Source organism: Enterobacter cloacae complex sp. 2021EL-01169, assembly GCF_020733125.1.
Lineage (GTDB): Bacteria > Pseudomonadota > Gammaproteobacteria > Enterobacterales > Enterobacteriaceae > Enterobacter > Enterobacter roggenkampii.
Window position 1 is genome coordinate 821,921 of sequence record NZ_JAJFTC010000001.1, and the last position, 23,227, is coordinate 845,147.

Annotated in this window: 23 protein-coding genes; 12 read left to right on the plus strand and 11 right to left on the minus strand. The window is 57.5% G+C overall.

Going from position 1 to position 23,227, the window contains the following annotated elements:
- Window positions 1-153: 153 nt before the first annotated feature.
- Both LLF79_RS03800 and pabB read right to left on the minus strand, forming a co-directional pair.
- A complete protein-coding gene (locus tag LLF79_RS03800; protein ID WP_039024206.1) occupies window positions 154-732 on the minus strand; it encodes a CoA pyrophosphatase in 579 nt (192 codons plus the stop codon).
- A gap of 6 nt (window positions 733-738) precedes the next feature.
- Window positions 739-2,064 carry an aminodeoxychorismate synthase component 1 gene (pabB, locus tag LLF79_RS03805; protein WP_227879268.1) on the minus strand — a complete coding sequence of 442 codons (1,326 nt, stop codon included), beginning with the start codon at window positions 2,062-2,064 and terminating at the stop codon, window positions 739-741.
- Between the two features lie 61 nt (window positions 2,065-2,125).
- Here pabB and LLF79_RS03810 point away from each other — a divergent pair, with 61 nt between their 5' ends.
- Window positions 2,126-2,308: a YoaH family protein gene (locus LLF79_RS03810; RefSeq protein ID WP_008500497.1), complete on the plus strand. Its 183-nt coding sequence runs from the start codon at window positions 2,126-2,128 to the stop codon at window positions 2,306-2,308.
- A 6-nt stretch (window positions 2,309-2,314) separates the two neighbouring features.
- Here the strand turns inward: LLF79_RS03810 and LLF79_RS03815 are convergent, their stop codons facing one another.
- Complete coding sequence (locus LLF79_RS03815; RefSeq protein WP_008500498.1) at window positions 2,315-2,659, minus strand: RidA family protein; 345 nt, start codon at window positions 2,657-2,659, stop codon at window positions 2,315-2,317.
- A 133-nt stretch (window positions 2,660-2,792) separates the two neighbouring features.
- On the opposite strand from LLF79_RS03815, the gene LLF79_RS03820 reads away from it, so the two are divergent.
- From LLF79_RS03820 to rnd, 5 genes are all read left to right on the plus strand, one after another.
- Window positions 2,793-4,703: an ATP-dependent DNA helicase gene (locus LLF79_RS03820; RefSeq protein ID WP_023325496.1), complete on the plus strand. Its 1,911-nt coding sequence runs from the start codon at window positions 2,793-2,795 to the stop codon at window positions 4,701-4,703.
- Window positions 4,704-4,769: 66 nt separating this feature from the next.
- On the plus strand, window positions 4,770-5,465 hold the full coding sequence (tsaB, locus tag LLF79_RS03825) for a tRNA (adenosine(37)-N6)-threonylcarbamoyltransferase complex dimerization subunit type 1 TsaB (protein ID WP_063435827.1): 696 nt from the start codon (window positions 4,770-4,772) through the stop codon (window positions 5,463-5,465).
- Between the two features lie 37 nt (window positions 5,466-5,502).
- Window positions 5,503-6,084, plus strand: coding sequence for a Slp family lipoprotein (locus LLF79_RS03830; protein ID WP_023293933.1), 582 nt, complete (start codon window positions 5,503-5,505; stop codon window positions 6,082-6,084).
- 203 nt (window positions 6,085-6,287) lie between these two features.
- Window positions 6,288-7,973: a long-chain-fatty-acid--CoA ligase FadD gene (gene fadD, locus LLF79_RS03835; protein WP_122984304.1), complete on the plus strand. Its 1,686-nt coding sequence runs from the start codon at window positions 6,288-6,290 to the stop codon at window positions 7,971-7,973.
- A gap of 84 nt (window positions 7,974-8,057) precedes the next feature.
- On the plus strand, window positions 8,058-9,173 hold the full coding sequence (gene rnd / locus LLF79_RS03840; RefSeq protein ID WP_157841597.1) for a ribonuclease D: 1,116 nt from the start codon (window positions 8,058-8,060) through the stop codon (window positions 9,171-9,173).
- 73 nt (window positions 9,174-9,246) lie between these two features.
- Here rnd and minE read toward each other — a convergent pair whose 3' ends face one another.
- Genes minE through minC form a run of 3 tightly spaced genes read right to left on the minus strand, consistent with a single transcriptional unit; the run spans window position 9,247 to window position 11,063 of the window.
- Window positions 9,247-9,516: a cell division topological specificity factor MinE gene (minE, locus tag LLF79_RS03845; protein WP_008500504.1), complete on the minus strand. Its 270-nt coding sequence runs from the start codon at window positions 9,514-9,516 to the stop codon at window positions 9,247-9,249.
- 3 nt (window positions 9,517-9,519) lie between these two features.
- Window positions 9,520-10,332 carry a septum site-determining protein MinD gene (gene minD, locus LLF79_RS03850; RefSeq protein ID WP_008500505.1) on the minus strand — a complete coding sequence of 271 codons (813 nt, stop codon included), beginning with the start codon at window positions 10,330-10,332 and terminating at the stop codon, window positions 9,520-9,522.
- Between the two features lie 23 nt (window positions 10,333-10,355).
- On the minus strand, window positions 10,356-11,063 hold the full coding sequence (gene minC / locus LLF79_RS03855; RefSeq protein WP_008500506.1) for a septum site-determining protein MinC: 708 nt from the start codon (window positions 11,061-11,063) through the stop codon (window positions 10,356-10,358).
- A gap of 123 nt (window positions 11,064-11,186) precedes the next feature.
- Between minC and LLF79_RS03860 the strand changes: the two genes are divergently transcribed.
- From LLF79_RS03860 to LLF79_RS03870, 3 genes are all read left to right on the plus strand, one after another.
- Window positions 11,187-11,462, plus strand: coding sequence for a YcgL domain-containing protein (locus LLF79_RS03860; protein ID WP_008500507.1), 276 nt, complete (start codon window positions 11,187-11,189; stop codon window positions 11,460-11,462).
- A 47-nt stretch (window positions 11,463-11,509) separates the two neighbouring features.
- The gene (locus LLF79_RS03865; RefSeq protein WP_021240407.1) at window positions 11,510-12,169 is read left to right on the plus strand and encodes a fumarylacetoacetate hydrolase family protein; all 660 of its coding nucleotides are present in this window, start codon (window positions 11,510-11,512) and stop codon (window positions 12,167-12,169) included.
- Window positions 12,170-12,262: 93 nt separating this feature from the next.
- Window positions 12,263-12,703 (plus strand): YcgN family cysteine cluster protein, encoded by a 441-nt coding sequence (locus LLF79_RS03870; RefSeq protein ID WP_008500509.1) that lies wholly within the window; start codon window positions 12,263-12,265, stop codon window positions 12,701-12,703.
- A 115-nt stretch (window positions 12,704-12,818) separates the two neighbouring features.
- On the opposite strand, the gene dsbB is transcribed toward LLF79_RS03870, so the two are convergent.
- Both dsbB and nhaB read right to left on the minus strand, forming a co-directional pair.
- Entirely contained in the window at window positions 12,819-13,349 is a 531-nt protein-coding gene (gene dsbB / locus LLF79_RS03875) for a disulfide bond formation protein DsbB (protein WP_028015880.1), read from the minus strand.
- A 143-nt stretch (window positions 13,350-13,492) separates the two neighbouring features.
- The gene (gene nhaB / locus LLF79_RS03880; RefSeq protein ID WP_023293930.1) at window positions 13,493-15,031 is read right to left on the minus strand and encodes a Na(+)/H(+) antiporter NhaB; all 1,539 of its coding nucleotides are present in this window, start codon (window positions 15,029-15,031) and stop codon (window positions 13,493-13,495) included.
- Window positions 15,032-15,232: 201 nt separating this feature from the next.
- On the opposite strand from nhaB, the gene fadR reads away from it, so the two are divergent.
- Window positions 15,233-15,952 (plus strand): fatty acid metabolism transcriptional regulator FadR, encoded by a 720-nt coding sequence (fadR, locus tag LLF79_RS03885; RefSeq protein ID WP_008500512.1) that lies wholly within the window; start codon window positions 15,233-15,235, stop codon window positions 15,950-15,952.
- Window positions 15,953-16,061: 109 nt separating this feature from the next.
- Here the strand turns inward: fadR and LLF79_RS03890 are convergent, their stop codons facing one another.
- Window positions 16,062-17,594 (minus strand): SpoVR family protein, encoded by a 1,533-nt coding sequence (locus LLF79_RS03890; protein ID WP_023293929.1) that lies wholly within the window; start codon window positions 17,592-17,594, stop codon window positions 16,062-16,064.
- Window positions 17,595-17,915: 321 nt separating this feature from the next.
- On the opposite strand from LLF79_RS03890, the gene LLF79_RS03895 reads away from it, so the two are divergent.
- Window positions 17,916-19,214 (plus strand): D-amino acid dehydrogenase, encoded by a 1,299-nt coding sequence (locus tag LLF79_RS03895; protein ID WP_021240402.1) that lies wholly within the window; start codon window positions 17,916-17,918, stop codon window positions 19,212-19,214.
- A gap of 9 nt (window positions 19,215-19,223) precedes the next feature.
- Window positions 19,224-20,294 (plus strand): catabolic alanine racemase DadX, encoded by a 1,071-nt coding sequence (dadX, locus tag LLF79_RS03900; RefSeq protein ID WP_008500515.1) that lies wholly within the window; start codon window positions 19,224-19,226, stop codon window positions 20,292-20,294.
- A gap of 94 nt (window positions 20,295-20,388) precedes the next feature.
- Here dadX and LLF79_RS03905 read toward each other — a convergent pair whose 3' ends face one another.
- Window positions 20,389-22,122, minus strand: a complete 1,734-nt coding sequence (locus tag LLF79_RS03905; protein WP_021240401.1) for a potassium/proton antiporter — start codon at window positions 22,120-22,122, stop codon at window positions 20,389-20,391.
- 97 nt (window positions 22,123-22,219) lie between these two features.
- Window positions 22,220-23,134: a muramoyltetrapeptide carboxypeptidase gene (gene ldcA, locus LLF79_RS03910; protein ID WP_045352240.1), complete on the minus strand. Its 915-nt coding sequence runs from the start codon at window positions 23,132-23,134 to the stop codon at window positions 22,220-22,222.
- Between the last annotated feature and the right edge of the window lie 93 nt (window positions 23,135-23,227).

Here is a 23,227-nt window from a genome sequence, read left to right on the forward strand (position 1 = left end):
AGTAACGATGTTATAACTGCGCATAGTGTAAGAGGGAACACCGACCTCGGCTTAACTATTCACATGAATTAAACTAATGGTTAACGATGGGTTTTGCTAATAGCGCGACGCAGATCGCAAACCTGGCAGAAGAGGGCGGAATGTAAAGTATAGTCAATGCTTCAGGCCGATTTGCAACGCCAGCTCACGAATAATCCCCGCTGTCATGCCCCAGACAAAATAATGCTGATACCAGGACAACCAGACCCGATGGTCATGCCCGCGACGCTGAATATCCAGCGGGTGGTAACGGCTCAGTCGAAGGGCTTCATCCAGCGGCATTTCAAACACCGCAGAGACTTCATCGACGCTGGCGTGATACTGCAGACCTGGCGGGATAATGCCCACCACCGGCGTGACCTGGAAACCGGTAACGCTGTCGACGGGCGGCAGCACGCCGATGACCTCAACGGCCTCCGGCGGAATGGCCACCTCTTCCTGCGCTTCGCGCAGCGCGGCGGCAATCAGCGAGGCGTCGGAGCTGTCTACCGCGCCCCCCGGAAAAGCGACCTGACCGGCATGCTTACGTAAATGGGCGGAACGCTGGGTGAGCAGCAGGCCCGGCTGTGCGCGACGCACGACCGGGATCAGCACGGCCGCCTGACGCTGATTCAGCGCTTCGCGATTGACCTGCGGTCTTAGTAGCTGAAAACGCGATAAAAAGTCATCCAGCGTCAGGTTCTCTTTTTCCACCCGTGATTACTCCAGTAGTTTCAGGATACGGTTAACTTTATCAAAGGTTTCCTGATATTCCGCCTCGAGCTGACTATCGGCAACAATCCCGCCCCCGGCCGAACAGTAAAGGTTTCCGTTGCAGGCGGTCAGCGTGCGGATGGTAATGCTGGTATCCAGCGTGCCGCACAGGCTGATATAGCCGATGCTGCCGCACCAGGCATTGCGCCGGTGGGGCTCCAGTTCATCAATGATCTCCATTGCCCGCACCTTCGGCGCACCGGTGATGGAGCCGCCCGGGAACGCGGCGCGCAGCAGGTCGCAGGCCGTGCGCGAGTCTGGCAGCCGCGCGGTAATGGTGCTGACCAGATGATGCACCGCAGGGAAAGGCTCGACGACAAACAGTTCCGGCACGCGGACGCTGCCCGGCACGGCCACCCGGCCAATGTCGTTACGCATCAGATCGACAATCATCAGGTTTTCGGCGCGGTCTTTCGGCGAGGCGGCGAGTTTTTCCGCCTGCTTGCGGTCGGCGTCGGGATCGGCAAGACGCGGCAAGGTGCCTTTAATCGGACGGGTTTGAATCGTGCCCTCGGCCAGATGAATAAAACGCTCGGGCGACAGGCTGAGGATCGCCCCCTGTTCCAGACGGACAAATGCGCTGAACGGCGCCTTATTGCTGGCATTTAGGCGGGTAAACGCCTGCCATTCATCTCCCCGATAGGTCGCCTGGAAGCGCTGGGCGAGGTTAACCTGGTAGCAGTCGCCGCTTTGCAGATACGCCTGAACGCGCGCGAATTTTTCGGCATATTCCGCAGCGCTCATGTTGGAGCGCCAGCCGGAGGTCAGCGTGAACGTCTCTGCGGGTGCAGCCTGTTGCGCCTCAAGCCAGTCCAGACGCGCCTGGACGTCACGATGGCTCAGCAGGGAAACCGTTTTTTTGAGGTGATCGACGATTAACGCCCAGTCATACAGCCCCACGGCCATATCTGGCAGGGAAATATCAGCCTGCGCACGCTCGGGCAGCGTTTCGAAACGGCGGCCCAAATCATAGCCAAACAGGCCCAGCGCGCCTCCCTGAAAGGGAAGGTCCGGGTTTGGCGTAGCGGATAAGCCCAGCGCGTTAATATCGTGCTGAAGCTGCACCAGCGGATCGTCCGTCAGCGACAGGTCATCGGTTGTCAGCGTCTTCAGCGGATCGGCGACCAGAATATCAAAGCGGCTGTAGGGATGGTCCGCATGGCCGGAGTGCAGCAGCATCGCAAACGGAAGATGGCTCAGGCGGGCAAACCAGTATTCAGCGGCGTCTGTCCGCCAGGGCAGGGTAATAACAGTGGGGAAGCGCATGTTCATGTGTGGCATACTACCGGGCAGCGTGAAATAATTAGCGCGAATAATTTAGCAGGAGTTGACGATGTTTGCAGGTTTACCTTCTCTGAGCCATGAACAGCAGCAGAAAGCGGTTGAGCGAATTCAGGAACTGATGTCCCAGGGGATGAGCAGCGGACAGGCGATTTCCCAGGTGGCGGAAGAGCTGCGCGCCACGCATACCGGCGAGCGGATCGTGGCGCGTTTCGAGGATGAAGATGAAGAGTGATCGGGCTTAAACCGCCGCGATAATCTTAATCTCAACCTTGTATTCCGGCTTCATCAGCGTGGCCTGTACGGTGCAGCGTACAGGCGCGTGACCCGCCACCACCCACGCATCCCAGGCTTTGTTCATTGCCGCGAAGTCATCTTTGTTCGCCAGGAAAATCGTCGCATCCAGAATGCGGGATTTGTCGCTGCCCTGTTTTTCCAGCACCGCGTCAATCTGCGCCAGGGTATTGGCCGTCTGCTCGAACGCATCCGCGTCCAGGTTAGCCGGGACGCCGGTGTAGTAGAGCGTCTGGTTGTGGATCACCACATCAGACCAGCGGGCTTCGGCATCAATGCGCACAATTGTCATAAACGTTTCCTCGTTATTTTTCGTCGTCAGGCGGCAAGACTGCCATATTGTTCTCGTGTCGTCACTATTTGGGGTGGCACAGGAGAGGATGGGCTGACATAATCCCTGTGCAAAAATACAGTGAGAGAGCACCGTGGCAGACGATTTTTCCCCTGAAGGTCAATTAGCGCAGGCTATCCCCGGCTTCAAACCCCGTGAGCCTCAGCGACAGATGGCGCACGCCGTTGCACGCGCCATTGATAAGGCTCAGCCGCTGGTGGTCGAAGCGGGTACCGGCACGGGTAAAACCTATGCTTACCTTGCGCCAGCGCTGCGGGCGAAAAAAAAGGTGATTATCTCCACCGGTTCGAAAGCCCTGCAAGACCAGCTCTACAGCCGCGATTTGCCCACGGTGGCAAAGGCGCTGAAATACAAAGGCCGTCTGGCCCTGCTGAAGGGGCGCTCCAACTATCTCTGCCTGGAACGCCTTGAGCAGCAGGCGCTGGCGGGCGGCGACCTGCCGGTGCAAACCCTGAGCGACGTCATTATCCTTCGCGCCTGGGCGAACCAGACCGAAGAGGGCGATATCAGCACCTGTGCGAGCGTGCCGGAAGACTCTCCCGCCTGGCCGCTGGTGACCAGCACCAACGACAACTGCCTCGGCAGCGACTGCCCGCTGTATAAAGACTGCTTCGTGGTGAAAGCGCGCAAAACGGCGATGGATGCGGATGTGGTGGTGGTGAACCACCATCTGTTTCTCGCGGATATGGTCGTCAAGGACAGCGGCTTTGGTGAGCTGATCCCGGAGGCGGACGTGATGATCTTCGACGAAGCCCACCAGCTGCCGGACATCGCCAGCCAGTATTTTGGGCAGTCGCTCTCCAGCCGCCAGCTGCAGGATCTGGCGAAAGATTTCACCATTGCGTACCGGACCGAACTCAAAGATACCCAGCAGCTGCAGAAGTGCGCCGACCGTCTGGCGCAGAGCGCGCAGGATTTTCGTTTACAGCTTGGCGAGCCGGGCTATCGCGGAAACCTGCGCGAGCTGCTGGCGGACAAAAACATCCAGCGCGCGCTGCTGCTGCTTGATGATGCGCTTGAGCTCTGCTATGACGTGGCGAAACTGTCGCTCGGCCGTTCCGCGCTGCTGGACGCGGCCTTCGAACGCGCCACGCTCTATCGCGGGCGGCTCAAACGGCTGAAAGAGATTAACCAGCCGGGTTACAGCTACTGGTACGAGTGCACTTCGCGCCACTTTACCCTGGCGCTCACGCCGCTGACGGTGGCGGATAAATTTAAAGAGGTGATGGCGCAAAAGCCGGGCAGCTGGATCTTCACGTCGGCAACCCTGTCGGTGAATGACGACCTGCACCACTTCACCGAGCGCCTCGGCATCGAGCAGGCGGAATCGCTGCTTCTGCCCAGCCCGTTCGATTACGAAAAGCAGGCGCTGCTCTGCGTGCCGCGCAATCTGCCGCTCCCCAACCAGCCGGGTGCGGCCCGGCTGTTGGCGGCGATGCTGAAGCCGATGATCGAGGCCAATAACGGCCGCTGCTTTATGCTCTGCACCTCCCACGCCATGATGCGCGACCTCGCCGAGCAGTTCCGCGCCACCATGACGCTACCGGTGCTGCTGCAGGGCGAAACCAGCAAAGGCCAGCTGCTGCAGCAGTTCGTTAGCGCCGGTAACGCCCTGCTGGTCGCAACCAGCAGCTTCTGGGAAGGGGTCGACGTGCGGGGCGATACGCTCTCGCTGGTGATCATTGATAAGCTGCCGTTTACCTCTCCGGACGATCCGCTGCTGAAGGCGCGCATGGAAGACTGCCGCCTGCGCGGCGGCGATCCGTTTGACGAGGTTCAGCTGCCGGATGCGGTCATTACGCTTAAGCAAGGGGTAGGGCGCTTAATCCGTGACGTCACCGATCGCGGCGTGCTGGTCATCTGCGATAACCGGCTGGTGATGCGTCCTTACGGGGCAACCTTCCTTGCAAGCCTGCCGCCCGCACCGCGGACGCGGGACATAAAACGCGCGGTGCGTTTCCTGGCAAACCCAACGGCGGAGTAATTTACCCCGGAGTGTGCTAAGATGCGCGCCATTTTGTGACTGACCCTTGCGAGAGCGCGACGACTGATGCGAATTCTGGCTATTGATACCGCGACAGAGGCTTGCTCTGTTGCTCTGTTGAACGACGGTGCTGTTTCTGCCCATTTCGAAGAGTGCCCACGGGAACACACCCAACGCATTCTCCCCTTGGTAAAAGCCATTTTAACCCAGGGCAACACCTCCTTAACCGACCTCGACGCGCTGGCCTTTGGCCGCGGCCCCGGCAGCTTTACGGGCGTACGCATCGGGATTGGCATTGCGCAAGGGCTGGCGCTGGGCGCCGAACTGCCGATGATCGGCGTCTCTACCCTCGCCACCATGGCACAGGGCGCATGGCGCATGACCGGGGCAACGCGCGTCCTGGCAGCGATTGATGCCCGCATGGGCGAAGTTTACTGGGCCGAATACACCCGCGACGAGCAGGGCGTGTGGCACGGTGAAGAGACGGAAGCCGTGCTTAAGCCGGAAGCGGTGACGGAACGGCTGAAGCAGCTGTCCGGCGAGTGGGCGACCGTCGGTACGGGCTGGCCAGCGTGGCCTGAGATGGCGAACGGCACCGGGCTGACGCTGGTGGACGGCAACATGCTTCTGCCGGCTGCGGAAGATATGCTTCCGATTGCCAGCCAGCTGCTCGCAGCAGGCAAAACCGTGGCCGTTGAACACGCGGAACCGGTTTATTTGCGAAACACCGTCGCGTGGAAGAAACTTCCGGGCCGCGAGTGACTCTCAGTAACAGGAACTGAGAAAAAGGAGTCGCATCATGGCGGTTCAGACTAAAGTAGTACGCCTTATTATGGCAGGCGCGGTTGCCATAGCACTGAGCGGATGCGTTTCCGTTCCTGATGCGATTAAGGGCAGCAGCCCGACGCCACAGCAGGATCTGGTTCGGGTGATGAATGCACCTGAGCTGTACGTCGGTCAGGAAGCCCGCTTTGGTGGGAAAGTGATCGACGTGCAGAACCAGCAGGGGAAAACCCGTCTGGAGATCGCCACGGTACCGCTCGACAGCGGCGCGCGGCCTGTACTGGGCGAGGCCTCCCGCGGGCGCATCTATGCGGACGTCAGCGGGTTCCTCGATCCGGTTGATTTTCGCGGACAGCTGGTGACCGTCGTCGGGCCGATTACCGGCGCCGTGCAGGGCAAAATCGGCAGCACGCCGTACAAATTTATGACCATGCAGGTCAACGGCTATAAGCGCTGGCGGCTGGCACAGCAGGTGATCATGCCGCCTCAGCCGATCGATCCGTGGATGTGGGGTCCGCATCCTTATCGTTACGGCTACCCGGGCTGGGGTTGGTATAACCCGGGACCTGCACAGGTACAGACGATCGTTACTGAGTAACTTACTGTTATTGCTAGAAAAGAGACAGCGGCTCAGCCGCTGTCTCTGTTTTTTTACGGATAAAACGAAAAAAAAGAGTGACGCGCTTCGCAACCTTAAATCTGAACAATTAATAAACTGGTACGCTGAGTTAATATAATGTTAACAAACTGTTTATTATCGGGGTTGTGATGACGACGAACACTCATTTCAGAGGTGATGCATTGAAGAAGGTTTGGCTTAACCGTTATCCTGCAGACGTTCCTGCTGAGATCAATCCTGACCGTTATCAATCCCTGGTGGAATTATTTGAACACTCGGTAAGGCGCTACGCGGACCAGCCCGCATTTGTGAATATGGGCGAGGTGATGACGTTCCGTAAGCTGGAGGAGCGCAGCCGGGCGTTTGCGGCGTACCTGCAGGAAGGGCTGGGGCTGCAAAAAGGGGATCGCGTCGCGCTGATGATGCCGAACCTGCTGCAATACCCGGTGGCGCTGTTCGGTATCCTGCGTGCCGGGATGATTGTCGTCAACGTTAACCCGCTGTACACCCCGCGCGAGCTGGAGCATCAGCTTAACGACAGCGGCGCGGTTGCGATTGTCATTGTGTCCAACTTTGCCCATACGCTGGAAAAAGTGGTCGACAAAACCCTGGTGAAACACGTCATCCTGACGCGCATGGGGGATCAACTCTCCACCGCCAAAGGCACGCTGGTTAACTTTATCGTCAAATACGTCAAACGTCTGGTGCCAAAATATCACCTGCCGGACGCTATCTCCTTCCGCAGGGCGCTGCATGCGGGCTATCGTATGCAGTACGTTAAGCCGGAAGTGGTCTCAGAAGATCTCGCGTTCCTGCAGTATACCGGCGGTACCACCGGCGTGGCGAAAGGCGCAATGCTGACCCACCGCAACATGCTGGCGAACCTTGAGCAGGTCAATGCAACCTACGGGCCGCTGCTGCATCCCGGCAAAGAGCTGGTCATTACGGCGCTGCCGCTGTACCACATTTTCGCACTGACCATGAACTGCCTGCTGTTTATTGAGCTGGGCGGTCAAAACGTGCTGATTACCAACCCGCGTGATATACCGGGGCTGGTGAAAGAGCTGGCAAAATACCCGTTCACCGCCATGACCGGGGTAAATACCCTGTTTAACGCGCTGCTTAATAACAAAGAGTTCCAGCAGCTGGACTTCTCCACGCTCCATCTCTCTGCGGGCGGCGGCATGCCGGTTCAGCAGGCGGTGGCCGAGCGCTGGGTGAAGCTTACCGGCCAGTATCTGCTGGAGGGCTATGGCCTGACGGAGTGCGCGCCGCTGGTCAGCGTTAACCCGCATGACATCGACTACCACAGCGGAAGCATTGGACTGCCCGTTCCTTCTACTGAAGCGAAACTGGTCGATGATAACGATAATGAAGTCGCGCCGGGTGAGCCGGGTGAGCTTTGCGTCAAAGGTCCACAGGTCATGCTGGGCTACTGGCAGCGTCCCGATGCGACCGACGAAATCATCAAAGACGGCTGGCTGCATACCGGTGACATCGCGGTGATGGATGACGAGGGCTTCCTGCGCATTGTCGATCGCAAGAAAGATATGATCCTGGTCTCCGGCTTCAACGTCTATCCGAATGAGATCGAAGACGTGGTCATGCAGCACAGCGGCGTACTCGAAGTGGCAGCGGTCGGCGTGCCTTCCGGCAGCAGCGGTGAAGCGGTGAAGATATTTGTGGTCAAGAAAGATCCTTCTCTCACCGAGGAAGCGCTGATAACGTTTTGTCGTCGTCAGCTGACGGGCTATAAAGTGCCGAAGCTGGTGGAATTCCGCGACGAGCTGCCGAAATCCAACGTCGGGAAGATATTACGACGAGAATTACGTGACGAAGCCCGTGCCAAAGTAGACAATAAGGCCTGAGCTTCACGTTAATCGTCCAGACGCCGGTTAAGCCGGCGTTTTTTTATGGGCGCAAACAAAAGAGAATCCGATTTGAATTACCAGATGATCACGACCAACGACGAGCTGGCTTCGCTGTGCGAAGTGACGCGCGACTTTCCTGCCATTGCCCTGGATACCGAGTTTGTCCGTACCCGGACGTACTACCCGCAGCTGGGGTTGATTCAGATGTACGACGGTAAACACGTGTCGCTGATCGACCCTCTCGGCATTACCGACTGGACGCCGATGCGCGATCTGCTGCTCGATACCGCCGTCACGAAATACCTGCACGCAGGCAGTGAAGATCTGGAAGTCTTTCTGAACACCTTTGGCATCATGCCTCAGCCGCTGATTGATACGCAGATCCTTGCGGCGTTCAGCGGGCGACCGCTCTCCTGGGGCTTTGCCGCCATGGTGGAGGAGTATACGGGCCTGACGCTGGATAAAAGCGAATCCCGTACCGACTGGCTGGCGCGTCCGCTTACCGAGCGCCAGCTGGAGTATGCGGCGGCTGACGTGTTTTACCTGCTGCCGATCGCCGGACAGCTGATGAAAGAAGCCGAGGCATCCGGCTGGCTGTCCGCCGCGCTGGACGAGTGCCGTATGACCCAGCTGCGTCGTCAGGAAGTGGTGGATCCGAAAGAGGCCTGGCGCGACATCAGCAACGCCTGGCAACTGCGTACGCGTCAGCTGGCGTGCCTGCAGCTGCTGGCAGACTGGCGCTTGCGTAAAGCGCGCGAGCGCGATCTGGCCGTTAACTTTGTGGTTCGCGAAGAGCATCTCTGGGCGGTTGCGCGCTATATGCCGGGCAGCCTCGGCGAGCTGGACAGCATTGGGCTTTCGGGCAGTGAAATCCGTTTCCACGGCAAAACCCTGCTGGCGCTGGTCGCAAAAGCGCAGGCGTTGCCGGAAGAGGCGCTGCCGGAACCGCTGCTGAACCTGATGGATATGCCGGGCTATCGCAAAGCGTTTAAGGACATCAAAGCGCTGGTGCAGGCGGTGGCTACGGAAAGCAAGCTGAGCGCGGAGCTGCTCGCTTCACGCCGTCAGATTAACCAGCTGCTTAACTGGCACTGGAAGCTGAAGCCGCAGAATGGCATGCCGGAGATGATGGCGGGATGGCGCGGGGAATTGATGGCCGATCGCCTGAATACGCTGCTGGAAGGTTATCCGCGATAAAAATATGCCGGGTGATAAACCCGGCATATTCCCCCGGTGGCGCTGCGCTTACCGGGGCGACGAAATCACAAACCTACGGACGCGACTCTTCCGCTTCCGGGAGCGTCACGTTCAGCTCCAGAATCGAAATATCCCCGTCTTTTTGTTCCAGCTGCACCGTCACCATCTCCGGGTCAATCTGCACGTACTTACAGATCACTTCCAGGATGTCCTTGCGCAGCTGCGGCAGGTAGTGAGGCTCGGCGTCGCTACGACGACGCTCCGCAACGATAATTTGCAGACGTTCTTTTGCGATGTTGGCGGTGTTCTTTTTCCGCGAGAGAAAAAAGTCCAGTAATGCCATAACTTATCCTCCGAACAGGCGTTTGAGGAAACCTTTCTTCTCTTCTTCAATGAAGCGGAAAGGACGTTCTTCTCCCAGCAGACGGTCAACGGTATCGGCGTAAGCTTTACCTGCATCTGCCATTGTATCAAGGATCACTGGCTCGCCCTGGTTAGAGGCGCGTAACACGGACTGATCTTCCGGGATAACGCCCACCAGCTTAATGCGCAGGATCTCCAGCACGTCTTCCATGCTCAGCATGTCACCTTTGTTTACGCGGCCCGGGTTGTAGCGGGTGAGCAGCAGGTGTTCTTTAATCGGGTCTTCGCCATTTTCCGCACGACGGGATTTAGAGGCGAGGATCCCGAGAATGCGGTCTGAGTCACGCACGGATGAAACTTCAGGGTTGGTGGTGATGATTGCTTCATCAGCGAAGTAGAGCGCCATCAGGGCACCGGTTTCGATACCGGCAGGGGAGTCACAGACGATGAAGTCGAACTCCATTTTTTTCAGCTCGTCGAGCACCTTTTCTACCCCTTCACGGGTCAGGGCGTCTTTGTCACGCGTCTGAGAAGCCGGGAGAATGTAGAGGTTCTCGGTGCGCTTGTCTTTAATCAGCGCCTGGTTCAGCGTGGCATCGCCCTGAATGACGTTCACAAAGTCATACACGACGCGACGCTCACATCCCATGATGAGGTCGAGGTTACGCAGGCCGATATCGAAGTCGATAACGACGGTTTTCTTTCCCTTCTGGGCCAAACCAGTAGCGATGGCCGCGCTGGAGGTGGTCTTGCCAACGCCTCCTTTACCCGAAGTAACAACAATAATGCGTGCCATAGAAATTCCTTGTTAAAAAGGGATCAATTCAACGGTTGAACGGTCAACGCGTCGTCTGCCAGAAGCAGGCGAGCCGCTTTGCCATAAAATTCGGCTGGGATCTTGTCGCTCAGCCAATATTCACCTGCGATGGACACCAGTTCCGCCGTCAGGTGAGTACAAAATATTTGCGCGTCCCGATCGCCACTTGCACCTGCGAGCGCACGTCCACGCATCATACCGTAAACGTGAATATTGCCATCTGCAATCAGCTCAGCGCCAGCACTGACGTGGCTTGTAACAATCAGATCACAGTTTGGTGCATAAATGCGCTGACCGGAACGAACCGGCACATCAATCATTCGCGTTTTTGTGATGTTTGTAACGTTTTGCGCCGCAGGAGGGGGCGTTTCGACGGCAACGGGTGCCGCACGCGGGGCTTTTTCTTTGCCTTCATTCAGAAGCGGCAGCCCCGCACGGTCAATTTCCGCTTTCAGTTCAGTATCTTTGCAGCCGCTGATGCCGACAATACGCAGTCCGGTCGAGGAGACGGCCTGCTGGAGACGTTTCCAGTTAACCGGCGCTTCAAGACCGCTGACGTTGATAACAACAGGGGCGTGCTTCAGGAAGGCGGGAGCCTGGGCGATTTTGTCTTCTAACGCCTGACGAATAACCTCGGGTTTTGCATCATGCAAATGTACCACTGATAAGGTGAAGCTACTGCCTTTAAGCTCGATGGGCGTGTTTGACATCCTGGCCTTACTCAATTTGCTATTAACCGCAACCACTCGCTGCGATATTCCGAAGAGTATCAGGCATGTTATAGTCAGGAGTATATTGAGGCAAGCAACCACCCATTAATTCAGAGTAAAAACATGTTTTGTGTGATCTACAGAAGTACAACCCGTGACCAGACCTATCTTTATGTCGAAAAGAAAGACGATTTTTCACGCGTGCCTGAAGAATTAATGAAGAGCTTTGGCCGACCGCAGATGGCGATGCTGCTGCCGCTTGATGGTCGCAAGAAACTGGTGAATGCCGATCTGGAGAAAGTGAAAACGGCATTAGCCGAGCAGGGCTATTATTTACAGCTTCCGCCGCCACCCGAGAATTTATTAAAACAGCATCTTGAGGCGAACGGTAAAAAATAGTCTCAACTGTTTTTGAGCACAACACATCAACCGTTTAGGGGTCGACCATGTATCAACATCATAACTGGCAAGGTGCATTACTGGATTATCCCGTCAGCAAAGTGGTTTGCGTGGGCAGCAACTATGCAAAACATATTCAGGAGATGGGCAGTGCGACGCCAGAAGAGCCGGTTCTGTTCATTAAGCCTGAAACGGCGCTTTGCGATATTCGCCAGCCGCTGGCCCTGCCGCAGGGGCTCGGCTCGGTGCACCACGAAGTGGAACTCGCCGTGCTGATCGGCGCAACGCTGCGTCAGGCCTCCGAAGAGCATGTGCAAAAAGCGATCGCCGGATACGGCGTGGCGCTGGATCTGACGCTACGCGACGTGCAGGGCAAAATGAAGAAAGCGGGGCAGCCGTGGGAAAAAGCCAAAGGGTTTGATAATTCCTGCCCGATTTCGGCGTTTGTGCCGGTGAGCGAATTTACCGGCGATCCGCAGGATACGCCGCTCAGCCTGAAGGTTAACGGTGAAATCCGCCAGCAGGGCACCACGGCAGACATGATCCATAAGATTGTGCCGCTGATCGCCTACATGAGCCGCTTCTTTACCCTCAAGCCGGGTGATGTGATCCTGACTGGCACGCCGGAAGGCGTTGGTCCGCTCGCGAGCGGTGATGAACTTGAAGTTGGTTTTAACGGCCTGTCGCTGAAAACCCGCGTGCTGTAACCTCCTCTTGCCGCCTGAAAAGGGCGGCAAAACTTGCAACGACGTGCCAGACTCGTTATAAGGTGCGCTTTCTTTTGACGTGTGGACATCCTGATGAACGACATCCCTTTCTGGCAAAGCAAAACTCTCGACGACATGACCGACGCGGAATGGGAATCCTTATGCGACGGCTGTGGTCAGTGCTGCCTGCACAAGCTGATGGATGAAGACACGGACGAAATCTACTTCACCAACGTGGCCTGCAAGCAGCTGAACATCAAAACCTGCCAGTGCCGCAACTACGAGCGCCGCTTCGAGTTCGAGCCAGACTGCATTAAATTAACCCGTGAGAATCTGCCCACCTTTGAATGGCTGCCGCATACCTGCGCGTATCGCCTGCTGGCGGAGGGGAAAGGTCTGCCTGACTGGCACCCCCTGCTGACCGGTTCAAAAGCGGCGATGCACGGCGAACGTATCTCCGTGCGCCACATTGCGGTGAAAGAGTCCGAGGTGCGGGACTGGGAAGATCACATCATGAACCACCCGACCCGTTGAGATTAAAAAACCCGCCGAAGCGGGTTTTTTATTGTGCGCTGTTGTGCCGGGTGGCGCTGCGCTTACCCGACCTACAAAACCGTAGGCCCGCGCAAGCGAAGCGCCGCCGGGCGAATTAGCGTCCGAACAAATCGCGCTTCTTCGGTTTGAACGGCTGAGCGATCAACACCAGCAGCGCCACGACGAAGTAGGCGGCAAAAATGCCTACCAGCCACTGCGGCATCTCCAGCGTCAGGAATTCCCACTGGCGAACGGAGCAGTCACCGGAGGCAACGAACACCTGCGGCAGCCATTTGTCCAGCGGCAGCCAGCTCGGGAAGCGGGCGGCAAAATCGCAGGTCATAAACGGTGACGGATGCAGCTGCATCATCGTGTGCTGCCAGGAGAGTTCAATGCCTTTCCAGGCGCTGTAGAGCCAGATTGCGATCCCGGCATAGCGAAGCGGCGACTTCGGCGCAATCGCGCCGACCAGGCCAGCCCCCATAATGCCGAACAGCGCGCAGCGTTCGTAAATACAGAGCACGCAAGGTTTGAGTCCCATTACGTGCTGGAACCACAGCGCGACCATTTCCAGCGCAAAGGCGGTCAGGGCCATTAACAACCATGCTCCGCGACCGCGGGAGCACTGGTTTAAAAATCTCAACATAATCATTTCCCTGGAACATGCTTAGAAAGCGCAGTGTAAACGAATTCGTTTTTCGCGCCACCTGTACCTGGCGAAATAAAACGTAATTGGATGTTTATCGTGCGAAAAGGCAAACGGGCAGCGAACTGCCCGAGTTGCAGAGTTTACTGCGCCGCAAGTATACCCGCTTGTATCAACCATTGCGTACAGGGAATAAGGGTAATTTTGACGCAAAGCAATCCCACGATCGTAAGCACCAGCGTATAGGGCAGGGCCATCCAGACCATTCTTCCATAAGAAAGACGTATGAGTGGCGCAAGAGCGGAGGTCAGCAGGAACAGGAAGGCGGCCTGGCCATTGGGTGTCGCCACCGACGGCAGGTTGGTACCGGTGTTGATCGCCACGGCCAGCAGTTCAAACTGTCCGGCGCTGATCACGCCTTGCTCCATCGCGGTCTTAGCCTCGTTAATGTAAACCGTCCCGACAAAGACGTTATCTGAGATCGATGAGAGCAGGCCGTTAAACAGGTAAAACAGCGACAGCTGAGCATCCGGCGATGCCCGTAAGACAAAGGCAATAATCGGCGCGAACAGGTGCTGGTCGATTATCACCGCCACGACCGCAAAGAACACCGCCAGCAGGGCGGTAAACGGCAGCGCTTCGGTGAAGGCTTTGCCGATGGCATGCTCATCCGTCACGCCGGTAAAGGTCGTGGCGAGAATAATCACGGACAGACCAATCAGCCCCACTTCAGCCAGATGGAACGCCAGCGCGGCGATAAGCCAGACGCCGATGATCCCCTGTGCAATCAGGCGCAGCGTCTCCTGGCGCGTCCGCTGGCGTCGGCTCTGCAGATCGAATTTATGCAGTTCCTGACGTACCGGCTCCGGGAGTTGTGCCCCGTAACCAAAGAGGCGAAACTTCTCCACCAGCAAACAGGTCGCCAGACCGCAGATCAGCACCGGCACGCTCACCGGGGCCATTCTCAGGAAGAAATCACCGAAGTGCCAGCCAGCCGCTTTCGCAATGATCAGGTTTTGCGGCTCGCCCACCATCGTCATCACGCCCCCCAGGGCGGTACCCACCCCGGCATGCATCATCAGGCTGCGCAGGAAGGCGCGAAACTGCTCCAGTACCTCGCGGTTATGCGCATCGACATGGCTGTCATCCTGCAGATCCTCACCCGGACGAGAGGAGGCCACGCGGTGATAAATACCGTAAAACCCCACCGCGACGCTTATCACCACCGCGACGACCGTCAGCGCGTCCAGGAAGGCTGACAGGAAGGCCGCCGCAAGGCAAAACGCCAGCGAGAGAACCATTTTCGACGGAATGCTGAGCAGCAGGCGCGTAAAGATAAACAGCAGCAGCTGTTTCATAAAGTAGATGCCCGCCACCATAAACATCAGCAGCAGAAGCACTTCAAGATTTGAAGCCAGCTCTGCTTTGACATGCTCGGCTGAGGTCATGCCAATCACTACCGCTTCAAACGCCAGCAATCCGCCCGGCAACAGGGGATAGCATTTCAGCGCCATCGCCAGGGTGAAGATAAACTCCGCGACCAGCAGCCACCCGGCAACGAACGGGTTCACGTAAAAGAGGAGAGGGTTAACGACCAGGAACACCAGCAGTATCAGTTTGTACCAGTCAGGAGACTGGCCTAAAAAATTGCGCCACAGAGCGCGCCCAAAAGAAATTTCCACGACAGACGTCCTTCCCCGTCAAGTAAGACAAAACATCAGTATACGCAAAATTCACGGTCCAGACGCGGATAAGACTGCATTGTAAATTTCATAAAAATGAAACGGCGATCCCTCTTTTCTCTCTTTGCCGCGCTACCTGCCACTGCACGCCTCTGGTATGATGAGTCCAATTTGCTAAAGCTGTGTAATGGAAATCTCACTATGGTCATTAAGGCGCAGAGCCCGGCGGGTTTCGCGGAAGAGTACATCATTGAAAGCATCTGGAATAATCGTTTCCCTGCGGGGTCCATTCTTCCGGCTGAACGCGAACTCTCTGAACTGATTGGCGTCACTCGCACCACGCTGCGTGAAGTGCTTCAGCGACTGGCGCGCGATGGCTGGTTGACGATCCAGCACGGCAAGCCAACAAAAGTGAACAACTTCTGGGAAACCTCCGGGCTGAACATTCTTGAAACGCTGGCGCGTCTCGATCATGAAAGCGTGCCGCAGCTCATTGATAATCTACTCTCCGTTCGCACCAACATCGCGACGATCTTTATTCGTACGGCTTTCCGCCAGCATCCGGAAGATGCGCTTGCGGTGCTGGCCAGTGCCAACGAGGTGGAAGATCACGCCGACGCGTTTGCCACCCTCGATTACAACGTCTTCCGTGGCCTGGCGTTTGCCTCCGGCAACCCGGTGTACGGTCTGATCCTCAACGGTATGAAGGGACTCTACACCCGCATTGGCCGCCACTACTTTGCCAATCCCGAAGCCCGCAGCCTGGCGCTGGGCTTTTACCATAAGCTGAGCAAGCTGTGCTCCGAAGGTCTGCACGATCAGGTGTATGAGACGGTGCGCCGCTACGGTCACGATTCCGGTGAAATCTGGCACCGTATGCAGAAAACGCTGCCGGGTGATTTGGCGATTCAGAGCCGCTGAAATAAAAAACCTCTCGTGTGAGAGGTTTTTTTTCGCCCGGTGGCGCTTCGCTTACCGGGCCTACAAAACCCGTAGGCCGGGTAAGGCGTAGCCGCCACCCGGCAAAAAACTACAGCGTATTCAACCGCGCCGGGCAGCGTTCAAGCAGCTCGACGCTCCCGTCTTCATTCTGCTGCTCCAGTTGCACGTCAAAGCCCCACAGGCGATGCACATGCTTCAGCACCTCTTTACGCCCTTTATCCAGCGGCGCGCGATTGTGCGGGATATAGCGCAGCGTCAGGGAGCGGTCACCGCGCAAATCCACGTTCCACACCTGAATGTTGGGTTCAAGATTGCTCAGGTTGTACTGGGAAGAGAGGCGAGAGCGGATCTCACGGTAACCCTCCTCGTTGTGGATTGCGGAGATCTCCAGATAGTTGTTGCGGTCGTCGTCCAGCACGGTGAAGAAGCGGAAGTCACGCATGATCTTCGGCGACATAAACTGGCTGATGAAGCTCTCATCCTTAAAGTCGCGCATCGCAAAGTGCAGCGTTTCCAGCCAGTCAGATCCGGCGATATCCGGGAACCAGTACTTGTCTTCTTCCGTCGGCGACTGACAGATACGCTTAATGTCCTGGAACATGGCGAAGCCAAGGGCATACGGGTTAATCCCACTGTACCACGGGCTGTTATAGGGCGGCTGGAACACCACGTTGGTATGGCTGTGGAGGAACTCCATCATGAACCGCTCGGTGACTTTCCCCTCGTCGTACAGGTGGTTGAGGATGGTGTAGTGCCAGAAGGTCGCCCAGCCTTCGTTCATCACCTGCGTCTGTTTTTGCGGGTAGAAATACTGGCTCACCTTGCGCACGATGCGCAGGATCTCACGCTGCCACGGCTCCAGCAGCGGGGCGTTCTTCTCCATAAAATAGAGCAGGTTTTCCTGTGGCTCGGACGGATAACGCCGCGCTTCGGCGATCGTTTTTTCTTCCTCACGCTTCGGCAGGGTGCGCCACAGCATGTTCACCTGGCTTTGCAGATACTCTTCGCGGCTTTTCTGCCGGGCCTTCTCCTCCTGCAGGGAGATTTTCTGCGGACGTTTGTAGCGGTCTACGCCGTAGTTCATCAGCGCGTGGCAGGAGTCCAGCAGTTTTTCCACTTCGTCCACGCCGTAGCGCTCTTCGCAGTCGGTAATGTATTTACGGGCGAAGATCAGGTAATCGACGATGGAGCTGGCATCCGTCCAGCTGCGGAACAGATAGTTATTCTTGAAAAAAGAGTTATGCCCGTAGCAGGCGTGCGCCATCACCAGCGCCTGCATGGTAATGGTGTTCTCTTCCATTAAATAGGCGATACACGGATTGGAGTTGATGACGATTTCATACGCCAGACCCTGCTGGCCGTGCTTATACAGCCGCTCCGTTTCAATAAATTTCTTACCAAACGACCAGTGCGGATAGTTGATCGGCATCCCGACGCTGGAGTAGGCGTCCATCATCTGTTCGGACGTAATGACTTCAATCTGATGGGGGTAGGTATCCAGGCGATACAGTTTTGCGACCCGGTCGATCTCGGCGAGGTAAACATCCAGCAGTTCGAAGGTCCAGTCGGGTCCATCGCTCAGACGTGTGTTGTCCTTGTTCAGGGAATCAATAGTAGCCATTAGCGCGCCCTCGTTGTGGGTGCTCTCTCTGTCTGGAGAGCCTCCTTTCAAGCATAGATCAACGTGTTAAAAAGCGTGCTGGGGCAGAAATTTTTTCTTTGCGATTTCGCGTTTTTGATACGGCAAAAAAAGGGCGTCTCTCAGCATTTTATGCTGGTTAAAAATAACGCGCAGCAGGAGATCCCAAATTAGCACTATCCCCTGATGCTGGGGGATGTGTGAGGTAAGTCACCATAAAAAAGTCGTATGTTGAATAATATTTTCAACTAGGTTATCAATCTGTAATTAGAAGATTGTTCTTTTGCACATAATGGAGTGGCTATGCGTGTTGTCATACTGGGAAGTGGTGTCGTTGGGGTAACCAGCGCCTGGTATTTAAGTCAGGCGGGACATGACGTCACCGTTATCGATCGTGAGTCAGGCCCCGCGCTGGAAACCAGCGCGGCGAACGCCGGGCAAATCTCTCCGGGCTATGCGGCACCGTGGGCAGCACCGGGCGTTCCGCTGAAAGCGATTAAATGGATGTTCCAGCGCCACGCGCCGCTGGCCATCAGCCTTGACGGCACGCAGTTCCAGCTGAAGTGGATGTGGCAGATGCTGCGCAACTGCGACACCCGCCACTACATGGAGAACAAAGGGCGCATGGTGCGCCTGGCGGAATACAGCCGCGACTGCCTGAAAGCGCTGCGCGCCTCAACCGGGATTGAGTACGAAGGCCGTCAGGGCGGAACGCTCCAACTGTTCCGCACCGAACAACAGTATGAAAACGCCACCCGCGATATCGCCGTGCTGGAAGATGCTGGCGTACCGTATCAGCTGCTGGAAGCCAGCCAGCTTGGTCAGGTTGAACCTGCGCTGGCGGAAGTGGCGCATAAGCTGACGGGCGGCCTGCGCCTGCCGAATGACGAAACCGGCGACTGCCAGCTTTTTACGCAGCGTCTGGCGCAGATGTGCGAGCAGGCGGGGGTGAAATTCCGCTTTAACACCTCTGTCGACAAGCTGCTGTCGGAAGGGGAAAAAATTTACGGCGTGAAGTGTGGCGAAGAGGTGATCAAAGCGGATGCCTACGTCATGGCGTTTGGTTCGTACTCCACCGCGATGCTGAAGGGCATTCTCGACATTCCGGTCTACCCGCTAAAAGGCTACTCGCTGACCATTCCGGTAAAAGAGGAGAGCGGCGCACCGGTTTCTACCATTCTGGATGAAACCTACAAAATCGCCATTACCCGCTTCGATAACCGCATCCGCGTAGGCGGCATGGCGGAGATCGTCGGCTTCAACACCGAACTGCTGAAACCGCGTCGTGAAACGCTGGAGATGGTGGTAGGGGACCTCTTCCCGCGCGGTGGCTTTGTCGAGCAGGCGACCTTCTGGACCGGCCTGCGTCCGATGACGCCGGACGGCACGCCGATTGTAGGGCGCACGCCGTTCAAAAACCTGTGGACCAATACCGGACACGGTACGCTTGGCTGGACGATGGCCTGCGGCTCCGGACAGCTGCTGAGCGACCTGATTTCCGGACGCACGCCGGCCATTCCGTTTGACGATCTCAGTGTCGCGCGCTATCAATCGGGGTTTACGCCGTCGCGTCCACAGCACCTGCACGGCGCGCATAACTAAGGAGTTGTCATGTCCCGTCCTGTTCTCGCTCAGCTGAACCTGCAGGCCCTGAAGGATAACCTGCAGATTGTTCGTCGGGCAGCACCTGGCGCACGCGTGTGGTCGGTGGTGAAAGCGAATGCCTACGGCCACGGCATTGACCGTATCTGGAGCGCGCTGAGCGCCACCGATGGCTTTGCGTTACTCAATCTTGAAGAGGCCATTCTGCTGCGCGAGCGCGGCTGGAAAGGGCCCATACTGCTGCTGGAGGGCTTCTTCCACGCCGACGATCTGCCGCTGCTGGATAAGTACCGGCTGACCACCAGCGTTCACAGCAACTGGCAGATCAAAGCGATTCAGGATGCGAAGCTCCACGCGCCGCTGGATATCTATCTCAAGGTCAACAGCGGCATGAACCGCCTGGGCTTCCAGCCTGAGCGGGTGCATACGGTCTGGCAGCAGCTGCGCGCCCTGAAGAATGTGGGTGAAATGACGCTGATGGCACACTTTGCCGACGCGGAAAAACCGGACGGTATCGCCGATGCCATGGTCCGCATCGAGCAGGCGGCAGAAGGGCTGGACTGCCCGCGCTCGCTGTCCAACTCGGCGGCCACGCTGTGGCATCCCGAGGCGCATTACAACTGGGTGCGTCCGGGGATCGTTCTGTACGGCGCGTCGCCCTCGGGGCAGTGGCAGGATATCGCCAACAGCGGACTGAAGCCGGTAATGACCCTGCGCAGTGAAATCATTGGCGTGCAGACCCTGAAAGCTGGCGACACGGTGGGCTACGGTAGCCGCTATCGGGCAAAGGGCGAGCAGCGGATTGGTATCGTGGCGGGTGGCTATGCCGACGGCTACCCGCGCATTGCGCCGACCGGTACGCCTGTGTGGGTAGATGGAGTCCGCACGGGAACGGTAGGCACCGTATCTATGGATATGCTGGCCGTTGACCTGACGCCCTGCCCGCAGGCGGGTATCGGTTCCCCGGTCGAGCTGTGGGGTAACGAAATCAAAATTGATGACGTGGCGGCCGCGGCGGGCACGGTGGGATATGAACTGATGTGTGCCCTGGCACCAAGGGTGCCGGTTGTGACGGTGTAACGTATATTCGCCGGGTGGCGCTAACGCTTACCCGGTCTACGTTCGAGGGTTTTTTTGCCGGGTAAGGCGAAGCCGCCACCCGGCAAAAAAACCGCTACTCCGCTTCCTCTTCCATCGGCCTCAAACCGACTTTCCTTACCGCGTTATCTTCTTTCTCTGCTACCGTCCAGATCATCCCGGCAAACTCTACCTGATCGCCCACGACCGGGGCAGCGCCAAGCCGCTGCTGGATGATTTCGCCCAGCGTTTGCTGGCTATCTCCGTCTTCAGCACCTTCATCCAGGCCGTAAATCAGCGCCACATCGGCAAACCTGGCGCTGGCTTCCAGAATGAAATCGCCGAAGAAACGCTGGTCCAGCGCCACCGGCGGCGACTGGCTGAACAGCTTGCCCAGCGCGGGCAGGTCACGCTCGCGGCCAATCACGCAGAGAATATCCCCTTCGCGCAGGCGGGTGCTGCCGGTAGGGTGCAACAGGACATTGTCGCGGAACAGGGCGGCAATGCGCGTTTCAGCCGGCATGTGCAAATCGCGCAGCGAAGCGCCCACGCACCATTTGTCGGCGCTCAGCTGATAGACGAACTGCTCCCACGGGTTTTCCGGATGAATGTCGAGCCCCACCCGCGACACCGGCCAGCCCACGGGAGGGACCACCACTTTGGCTTTTTTCGCCGCCCACCCGAGGGACGTTCCCTGGAACAGCAGCGAAATCAGCACCACGAAGAAGGCCACGTTAAAGAACAGCCGGGCGTTATCCAGACCGGCCATCATCGGAAAGACCGCAAGAATAATCGGAACCGCGCCGCGCAGACCCACCCAGCTGATAAAGACGCGCTCGCGCAGGTTGAAGCCCCGAAACGGCAGCAGGCCAGCAAATACCGACAGCGGACGGGCGAAGAAGATCATCCACGCAGACAGCAGCAGCGCCGGAACGGCGATGGGCAGCAGGTCCGATGGGGTAACCAGAAGACCGAGCACCAGGAACATGCCGATCTGCGCCAGCCATGCCAGGCCGTCGAAGTTCTGCAAAATGGCATGGCGGTTGCGAATAGGGCGGTTGCCCATCAGGAACCCGCAGAGGTAGACGGCGAGAATGCCGCTGCCGTCCAGCGCCGTGGTAACGGCAAAAATGAGAATGCCGCCGCTCAAGGCCAGCAGCGGGTAAAGCCCCGCGGGCAGCGAGATGCGGTTGATCATCTGCTGTAAGAGGTATCCCCCCGCCAGGCCAATAACAATCCCCAGCCCGAACTGCTGCAGGATATGCCACGCAAACATCCAGCTGAGCCCCGTCTCGTGCTGCTGGATCATCTCAATCAGCGTGATGGTGAGAAACACCGCCATCGGGTCGTTGCTGCCGGATTCAATCTCAAGCGTGGAGCCAACGCGTTCGTTAAGCCCTTTTCCGCCGAGCAGGGAAAACACCGCAGCCGCATCGGTTGAGCCCACGATGGCGCCTATCAGCAACCCTTCCATGATATTCAGATGGAAAAGCCACGCGGCCATCATTCCGGTGAGGCCGGAGGTAATCAACACGCCGACCGTGGCGAGCGACAGCGCGGGCCCTAAGGCCACGCGGAAGGAGCTCGCCTGGGTGCGCATGCCGCCGTCCAGCAGGATCACCGCCAGCGCCAGGTTACTCACCATGTAGGCGAAAGGGTAGTTATCGAATGGGATACCGCCAATGCCATCAATGCCGGCCAGCATGCCGATGGCGAGGAAAATAACAAGAATAGGTATGCCGAGACGCGATGAAAATGAACTTAATAAAATACTGCTGGTTACAAGGACCGAACCCAGAATGAAAAGGCTGATTATCGCTGCGGCATCCAATGTTCTCTTACTCCCACCTCAATGTTAACGCTGTTACTAAAACCCTAACATATTAACGACGGCAACAGCGTTTTATTAAGGGGGTATAACGGCTTTTTTATGCCTTTATGACAGGATGGCCGCTGATGGTCAGCCGGGAGCCGGAATCATTATGGAGCAGGGAGGCGTGCGCCCCCAGCGCCAGGGTCACGGTGCGCTGCTCATGACCGAAGTCCAGACCGGCGATCACCGGAATATCCAGCCGCGAGCGAATGAACTCGACCATGGTTTCCAGGGAGTAACCCGCGTCATAGTCATTCGGGGCAGCGCCGCTGAAGCTGCCCAGCACAATCGCGGACTGGCGCTCAAGAATACCGGCATGATAGAGCTGCAACAGCATGCGTTCGACGCGGAACGGATGTTCGTTGATATCTTCCAGCACCAGAATGCCGTTTTCAATGTTCGGCATCCACGGGGTGCCGATGAGCGAAACCAGCATCGCCAGGTTGCCGCCCCAGAGTTGACCTTCGCATTCCCAGTGCGGTCCATTCCCCTGCCACTCCACGCTGTAGGTGGGATTACGCAGCGCGCGCCAGAAATGTTCCACGGTGAACGCTTCCAGCTCCGGCGCGCCGAAGTTACCGGCCAGCATCGGGCCGCTGAAGGTGATGACGTTATGCAGCGCCAGCAGCCCAAGCTGGATGACGGTGAAATCGCTGTGGCCGCATATCAGCAGCGGATCCTGCTGCTGACGCTCCGCCAGGCCCTGCCAGTCAATGCTCTCCAGCAGCCGGCTCGCGCCATATCCGCCGCGCACCGCCAGCACTATCCGGTTTTCACCCTTCAGGTTCACCAGGCTGTTGATATCATTCAGCCGCTGCGCTTCGGTACCGGCAAAACGCTGCTGGCGGCGGGGGATAATCGTCTGATTTTCTACCTGGTGGCCCGATTCCAGCAAACGCTGAACGCCCCGCTGCGCAGCGTCTTGGTTAATGCAGTAGCCCGACGGCGCGATGAGATGAATCTGAGACATGGCAATTCCTTGCTGAATGAGAAACTAATTGTCTATATCATGCCGCGTATACGCCGCCTGCTTCAAGGGGCGGCGCACCGCGATGACCGGCTA

What these genes read in the sequence shown, in the direction of transcription:
- ldcA (WP_045352240.1), bottom strand. Translation starts at nt 23,134, where the DNA reads ATGTCTCAGATTCATCTCATCGCGCCGTCGGGCTACTGCATTAACCAA.
- minC (WP_008500506.1), bottom strand. Translation starts at nt 11,063, where the DNA reads ATGTCAAACACGCCCATCGAGCTTAAAGGCAGTAGCTTCACCTTATCA.
- minE (WP_008500504.1), bottom strand. Translation starts at nt 9,516, where the DNA reads ATGGCATTACTGGACTTTTTTCTCTCGCGGAAAAAGAACACCGCCAAC.
- LLF79_RS03830 (WP_023293933.1), top strand. Translation starts at nt 5,503, where the DNA reads ATGGCGGTTCAGACTAAAGTAGTACGCCTTATTATGGCAGGCGCGGTT.
- LLF79_RS03865 (WP_021240407.1), top strand. Translation starts at nt 11,510, where the DNA reads ATGTATCAACATCATAACTGGCAAGGTGCATTACTGGATTATCCCGTC.
- dsbB (WP_028015880.1), bottom strand. Translation starts at nt 13,349, where the DNA reads ATGTTGAGATTTTTAAACCAGTGCTCCCGCGGTCGCGGAGCATGGTTG.
- LLF79_RS03860 (WP_008500507.1), top strand. Translation starts at nt 11,187, where the DNA reads ATGTTTTGTGTGATCTACAGAAGTACAACCCGTGACCAGACCTATCTT.
- LLF79_RS03890 (WP_023293929.1), bottom strand. Translation starts at nt 17,594, where the DNA reads ATGGCTACTATTGATTCCCTGAACAAGGACAACACACGTCTGAGCGAT.
- dadX (WP_008500515.1), top strand. Translation starts at nt 19,224, where the DNA reads ATGTCCCGTCCTGTTCTCGCTCAGCTGAACCTGCAGGCCCTGAAGGAT.
- LLF79_RS03870 (WP_008500509.1), top strand. Translation starts at nt 12,263, where the DNA reads ATGAACGACATCCCTTTCTGGCAAAGCAAAACTCTCGACGACATGACC.
- rnd (WP_157841597.1), top strand. Translation starts at nt 8,058, where the DNA reads ATGATCACGACCAACGACGAGCTGGCTTCGCTGTGCGAAGTGACGCGC.
- fadR (WP_008500512.1), top strand. Translation starts at nt 15,233, where the DNA reads ATGGTCATTAAGGCGCAGAGCCCGGCGGGTTTCGCGGAAGAGTACATC.
- LLF79_RS03810 (WP_008500497.1), top strand. Translation starts at nt 2,126, where the DNA reads ATGTTTGCAGGTTTACCTTCTCTGAGCCATGAACAGCAGCAGAAAGCG.
- pabB (WP_227879268.1), bottom strand. Translation starts at nt 2,064, where the DNA reads ATGAACATGCGCTTCCCCACTGTTATTACCCTGCCCTGGCGGACAGAC.
- minD (WP_008500505.1), bottom strand. Translation starts at nt 10,332, where the DNA reads ATGGCACGCATTATTGTTGTTACTTCGGGTAAAGGAGGCGTTGGCAAG.
- LLF79_RS03895 (WP_021240402.1), top strand. Translation starts at nt 17,916, where the DNA reads ATGCGTGTTGTCATACTGGGAAGTGGTGTCGTTGGGGTAACCAGCGCC.
- LLF79_RS03815 (WP_008500498.1), bottom strand. Translation starts at nt 2,659, where the DNA reads ATGACAATTGTGCGCATTGATGCCGAAGCCCGCTGGTCTGATGTGGTG.
- tsaB (WP_063435827.1), top strand. Translation starts at nt 4,770, where the DNA reads ATGCGAATTCTGGCTATTGATACCGCGACAGAGGCTTGCTCTGTTGCT.